Source organism: Gordonia sp. (in: high G+C Gram-positive bacteria), from assembly GCF_047606305.1.
Lineage (GTDB): Bacteria > Actinomycetota > Actinomycetes > Mycobacteriales > Mycobacteriaceae > Gordonia.
Map to the genome: position 1 here is coordinate 21,347 of NZ_JASGER010000042.1, position 6,000 is coordinate 27,346.

General features: G+C 70.5%; 5 protein-coding genes. All 5 read left to right on the top strand.

Features of this window, described 5'->3' with window-relative positions:
* Position 1: 1 nt before the first annotated feature.
* A complete protein-coding gene (locus QM634_RS06280; protein WP_415041914.1) occupies positions 2-892 on the top strand; it encodes an aminodeoxychorismate lyase in 891 nt (296 codons plus the stop codon).
* 230 nt (positions 893-1,122) lie between these two features.
* Entirely contained in the window at positions 1,123-2,685 is a 1,563-nt protein-coding gene (locus QM634_RS06285; protein ID WP_415041915.1) for a cytochrome ubiquinol oxidase subunit I, read from the top strand.
* 30 nt (positions 2,686-2,715) lie between these two features.
* A complete protein-coding gene (gene cydB / locus QM634_RS06290; RefSeq protein ID WP_415041916.1) occupies positions 2,716-3,741 on the top strand; it encodes a cytochrome d ubiquinol oxidase subunit II in 1,026 nt (341 codons plus the stop codon).
* Complete coding sequence (cydD, locus tag QM634_RS06295) at positions 3,738-5,441, top strand: thiol reductant ABC exporter subunit CydD (RefSeq protein ID WP_415041917.1); 1,704 nt, start codon at positions 3,738-3,740, stop codon at positions 5,439-5,441. Before cydB ends, cydD begins: the two co-directional genes overlap by 4 nt.
* The coding region (locus tag QM634_RS06300; RefSeq protein WP_415041918.1) for an ABC transporter transmembrane domain-containing protein at positions 5,438-6,000 on the top strand (563 nt) is incomplete at its 3' end. The genes cydD and QM634_RS06300, both read left to right, overlap by 4 nt.

A 6,000-nucleotide genomic window follows, 5' to 3' on the forward strand; every position in this document is an offset into this window, starting at 1 on the left:
TATGGCGACCCCGATCCTCTTCGACGTCCACCGCGGCCGGTGCGACCCGGAGCAGCCGCAGATCCACGCCGACGACCTGTCGGTCGTGCGCGGCGACGGCATCTTCGAGACGCTGCTGGTGCGCGACGGGCGGGCCTGCAATGCGCCGCGCCACCTCGAGCGGTTCGTCGGGGGAGCGGCACGGATGGACCTTCCGGAGCCGTCGCTGCCGCTGTGGTCGGCGGCGGCGTCGACCGCGGCCGCCGCGTGGGCGGCGGAGAACGACGACGCCGACGGACTGTTGCGACTGGTCTACACGCGCGGCCGCGAAGCGGCGCCCGCGTCGGCCGACGACCCGCAGCGCGCCACCTCGCTCGTGATGGTCGGGCCGGTCGGACCCGCGGCCGCGCGGGCGCGCACCGACGGGGTGTCGGCCTGCTTGCTCGAGCGCGGCTACCCGACCGATTTCGCCGCCCGCGCGCCGTGGCAGCTGATCGGGGTGAAGACGCTCAGCTACGCGGCGAACATGGCGGCGCTGCGCCACGCCGCAATCGGCGGCTTCGGCGACGTGGTCTACACCTCCGGTGACGACTTCGTGCTGGAGGGTCCGCGGTCGAGCGTCGTCGCCGTCGACGGGCGGTCCTTGCGCACCCCGCCGATCGAGTCGGGCATCCTGCCGGGCACGACGGTCGCGGCGATCTTCGAGCGTGCCGAGGCCGAGGGCTGGAGCACCGCCTACACCCCGCTGCGCCCCGACGACCTGCGGGCCGCCGACTCGGTGTGGTTGTGCTCGTCGGTGACGATCGCGGCCCGGGTGATCCGCCTCGACGACGTCGACCTGCGGCGCGACGGCGACGCCCCGGCGGCCGCACGATTCGCGGACCTGGCGTCGCGGGCCGTGGTGCTGGCCTAGCTCGCGCGAGCGGAATGTCGTCGCGCGTGGCCAATCGTCGACGCGCGACGACAATCCTCGCGCGGGAAGCACTCGGCTCGACCCTCTGGTGACGAGGACCACCCCCGATGAGGGACCGGGGTCCCTATCCAAAATTCCGGGCGCGACGTACTTTTGACGCGGTTACTATCACCGGTAGTAGTCGCACAGCCCCAGCCCAAGAGCTCCAGCCCAGCAGATGAGGCAACCGCATGGATGTCGTCGACGTTTCCCGTTGGCAATTCGGGATCACGACCGTTTACCACTTCATTCTCGTCCCGCTGACGATCGGCCTGGCGCCGATGCTCGCGGTGATGCAGACGGTTTGGTACAAGACCGGCAACGAGGCCTGGCTGCGGGCCACCAAGTTCTTCGGGAAGCTGTTCCTGATCAACTTCGCGCTCGGCGTGGCCACCGGCATCGTGCAGGAGTTCCAGTTCGGCATGAACTGGAGCGAGTACAGCCGGTTCGTCGCCGACGTCTTCGGCGCACCGCTCGCCCTGGAGGGCCTGATCGCCTTCTTCGCCGAGTCGACGTTCATCGGCCTGTGGATCTTCGGCTGGGGGCGCCTGCCGCGCAAGATCCACCTGGCCTGCATCTGGATGGTGGCCTTCGGCGTGAACGCCTCGGCGTACTTCATCATCGCCGCCAACTCGTTCATGCAGCACCCCGTGGGCGTCGACTGGGACGACTCCCGCAACCGCCCGAAGATGAACAACATCATCGCGCTGCTGACCAACAACACGACGCTCGCGGCCTTCCCGCACGTCGTCGCCGGTGCCCTGCTCACCGCGTCGACCTTCGTCGCCGCGATCGGCATCTGGTGGATGGCCCGGTCGACGTGGCGGGCCCGCCAGCTGGAGTCGGACGCCACGGGTGGGACCGCGCAGCTCGAGGACACCAAGGCGCCGAGCCTGCACGACGCGACCCCGGCCCAGCTGAACGACGACGCCGCGAAGATGTGGCGCCCGGTCACCCGGTTCGCCCTGTGGCTGGTGATCGCGGCCGGTATCGGCACGATCGTCACCGGCGACCTGCAGGCGCAGATCATGTTCAAGCAGCAGCCGATGAAGATGGCCGCCGCCGAGTCCCTGTGCAAGACCGAGCACAACGCGTCCTTCTCGGTGCTGTCCATCGGCCGGCAGAACAACTGCGACCATATCGACCACGTGATCGCGATCCCCGGCATGTTGTCCTTCATGGCCGACCACCGCTTCAACACCGAGATCAAGGGTGTGCAGGAGCTGCAGAAGGAGTACGAGCAGAAGTTCGCCGGCAACCCGGCGCACAAGGGCCAGAACTACGCCCCGAACCTGTTCGTCACCTACTGGTCGTTCCGCGCGATGATCACGTGGGCCCTGGGCTCGGTCGTCATCGCGCTCGGCGGGCTGTGGTTGACGCGCAAGCGCCGCGTCGTGACGTCGCGGCGGTTCGGCCTGATCGCGCTGTGGATGATCCCGGCGCCGTTCCTGGCCAACGCATCGGGCTGGATCTTCACCGAGATGGGCCGCCAGCCGTGGATCGTCGCGCCCAACTGGGCCGACAACCTGGACCCGCTGCGCGTGTCGATGCTCGTCCAGCAGGGCGTGTCGAACAACTCCGCAGGAGTGGTGCTCGGCTCGCTGATCGTGTTCACCCTCCTCTACGGAGCCCTGGGCGTCGTGTGGTTCGCGCTGCAACGCCGCTTCATCCGTGAGGGGCCGGCGGCCCCGGGTGCCGAGGAAGCGGCACTGGAGAAGGCCGAGGAAGAAAAGCACCTGTCGTTCGCGTACTGACGACCGGACGACGAGAGAGACGAGACGATCATGGGTTTGCCCGAGTTCTGGTTCATTCTTATCGGAGTGCTGTTCACCGGCTACTTCGTCCTGGAGGGGTTCGACTTCGGCGTCGGCATGCTGATGGGCATCCTGGGCCGCGGCGACGAGAAGAAGCGCCGCGCGGTCCTCAACACCATCGGCCCGGTGTGGGACGGCAACGAGGTCTGGCTGCTGACCGCCGGCGGAGCGATGTTCGCCGCCTTCGGCGGGTGGTACGCGACGATGTTCACGGCCTTCTACATCCCGCTGCTGATCATCCTGGTGGCGCTGATCGTGCGCGTGTGCGCGATCGAGTGGCGCGGCAAGATCAACGACCCCAAGTGGCGGCAGGTGTGGGACTGGTGCATCGCCATCGGGTCCTGGATCCCGGCACTGCTGTGGGGCGTCGCCTTCGCGAACGTCGTGCGCGGGCTGCCGATCAACGAGAAGGCGCAGTTCACCGGGACCTTCTGGGGCCTGCTGAACCCGTATGCGCTGTTGGGCGGCGTGACGACGCTGCTCGCCTTCCTCACCCACGGCGCCGTGTTCCTGTCGCTCAAGACCGGCGGCAACCTCCGCAAGGAGTCGATGGCCCTGGCCGCGCGTCTGTCGATCGCGATGACCGTCGTCGCGACCGCCTTCCTGCTGTGGACGCAGCTCGCCCACGGCAAGGGGTGGACCTGGGTGTCGGTCCTGATCGCCGCCGTGTCCGCGATCGCGACCGTCGTGCTGACGCAGCTCAAGCGTGAGGGCTGGGCCTTCGCTGCGACGTCGATCGCCATCATCATGACGATCGTGACGCTGTTCGGCTGCCTGTACCCGGCGGTCCTCCCGTCGACGACCGACCCGGCCAACAGCCTGACGATCGCGAACACGTCGTCGAGCCACTACACACTGGTGGTCATGACGTGGGCCGCGGTGCTGATCACCCCGCTCGTCCTGCTCTACCAGGGCTGGTCGTACTGGGTGTTCCGCAAGCGCATCTCCGCCTCGGCCATTCCCGCCCCCACGGGTCTGGCATCGTTGCGTGGGTGAGCGACACCCGTAGCCGCCCGTCCGACCGGGAGAGCCGGGCGCCGCTCGATCCGCGGTTGCTCCGGCTCTCGCCGTCGGCGCGGCGATTCCTCGTCGTCACGGTCGTCGCCGGACTGATCACGACGCTGTCGGTCATCGCCGTCGCGTTCGCCGTCACCTCGATCCTGTCGGAGCTGGCGGCCGAACCGGCCAAACGCTCCTTCGCCGCCCAGGGACCGCATCTGGCGTTGCTCGTCGGGGCGTTCGGCGTCCAGGTGCTGACCACCTATGCCGCCGAGCGGTACGCGCAGCGGGCCGCGCAGACGGTGATCGGCGAGGTGCGCGATGACGTGGTCGACGCGATCACCGATCCCGCACGCACCGACATGCGCTCACTGGCCGCCCACCGCAGGTCGGCGACGACGGTGTTGCTGCGCGGCCTCGACGACCTCGCGCCGTACCTCTCCGGGTACGTGCCGTCACTGATCCTCGCCGCCACGCTGACGCCGATCGTCATCGCGGTGATCGCCTGCACCGACCTCGTCTCGGCCGGACTGATCGTGCTGACCATCCCGCTGATCCCACTCTTCGGGATCCTGATCGGGCTGATGACCCGCGACCGCACCCAGGCCAAGCTCGACGCCACCGAGCGCCAGCAGTCGATGCTCCTCGACCTCGTCGCCGGCATCCCGACGCTGCGCGCGCTGCACCGTGCCCAGGGTGCCGGCAAACAGGTCGAGGAGTTGGGCAGCAGCTGGCGGCAGTCGACGATGGGCACGCTGCGCGTGGCCTTCCTCTCCGGCGCCTGGCTCGAACTGATGGCGACACTGTCGGTCGCCCTCGTCGCGGTGAGCATCGGCCTGCGCCTGGTGTACGGCGAGATGTCGCTGTTCGCGGGGGTCCTGGCGCTGGTGCTGGCCCCCGAGGCCTACCGGCCCCTGCGCCAGGTCGGCGCCGCCTTCCACGACTCGGCCGACGGGGTGGCGGCGACCAACGCCGCCTTCGGACTGCTCGCGGACTCGGACGTCCGGGACGTCGACGAGGCCTCGACCGCCGCCGTTCCGCTGGCCGGCACGACCATCACGCTCTCCGGCATCGGGGTGCGCGCCCGCGACGGCTGGGCGCCGCGCGACCTCGACGCCGACTGTGAGCCCGGCTCGATCACCGTGCTGACCGGGGCGAACGGGTCGGGCAAGTCGACGGCGCTCGGTGCGTTGCTGGGGCTGGTCCAACTCGACGAGGGCGCGATCGTCATCGGCGACACGGTGCTCTCGCGCGCCCAGTGCGCCGCGTGCCAGCCGCAGATCGGGTGGTTGCCGCAACATCCGGCGATCGTGCCGGGGACCGTTGCGGAGAACCTCGCGCTCTACGGCCCCCTCGACCCCGCGGCGCTGTCGGCAGCCGCCGCGGCGACCGGATGGGACCGGGTCGCCGCCGAGCAGTTCGGCACCGACCTGCACGCCACTGTGCTCGGCGAGGGCGGCACCGGCTTGTCCGCCGGCCAGCGCCAGCGCCTCGCGCTGACCCGCACGCTGGCCCGCGATGTGCCGGTGCTGGTGCTCGACGAGCCGACCGCCCACCTGGACGCCGAGTCCCGCGACCGCGTGGTCGCGGCGGTCGCCGCCCGCGCGCGGGCCGGCGCGACGGTCATCGTCGCCGCCCATCGAGCGCAGTGGCTGGACGTGGCCGACCGGGTCGTCGCCGTGGGGGCGTCGTCATGAGGCGCGACCCCGTGTGGCGGGTCCTCGGTGTCCTCGACATCCGGCGGCGCGGCATCGCCCTGTCCCTGCTGTACGGCTCCCTGGGGGCCCTCAGCGCACTGGGGCTGGCCGCCCTGTCGGCCTGGCTGATCACCCGTGCGTGGCAGCAACCGCCGATCCTCGCGCTGTCCGTCGCGATCACCGCCGTCCGTGCGCTCGGCATCTCGCGCGGGCTGTTCCGCTACCTCGAGCGCCTGGCCACCCACGACGTCGCGTTGCGCGCGATGGCCACGGCGCGGGAGAAGGTCTACCGCGCGCTGGCCGGTGGCGACGCCGCGGCGACCGTCTCGATCCGGCGCGGCGACCTGTTGGCGCGCACCGGCGCCGACGTCGACGAGATCGGAAACGCGCTCGTGCGCGCGGTGCTGCCCGCGGCGGTCGCCGCCGTCACCGGGGTGGTCGCGGTGGTGATCATGGCGCTTGTCTCGCCGCTCGCGGCCGCGGTGCTGGCCGTCGCGTTGGTCGTGGCGGGCGTCGCGGCCCCCATCCTGGCATCGCGCGGTGCCGCCGCGGCGGCGCG

Excerpts from the sequence above, each read along its gene's own strand:
- QM634_RS06280 (WP_415041914.1), top strand. The coding sequence starts at position 2 with ATGGCGACCCCGATCCTCTTCGACGTCCACCGCGGCCGGTGCGACCCG.
- QM634_RS06285 (WP_415041915.1), top strand. The coding sequence starts at position 1,123 with ATGGATGTCGTCGACGTTTCCCGTTGGCAATTCGGGATCACGACCGTT.
- cydB (WP_415041916.1), top strand. The coding sequence starts at position 2,716 with ATGGGTTTGCCCGAGTTCTGGTTCATTCTTATCGGAGTGCTGTTCACC.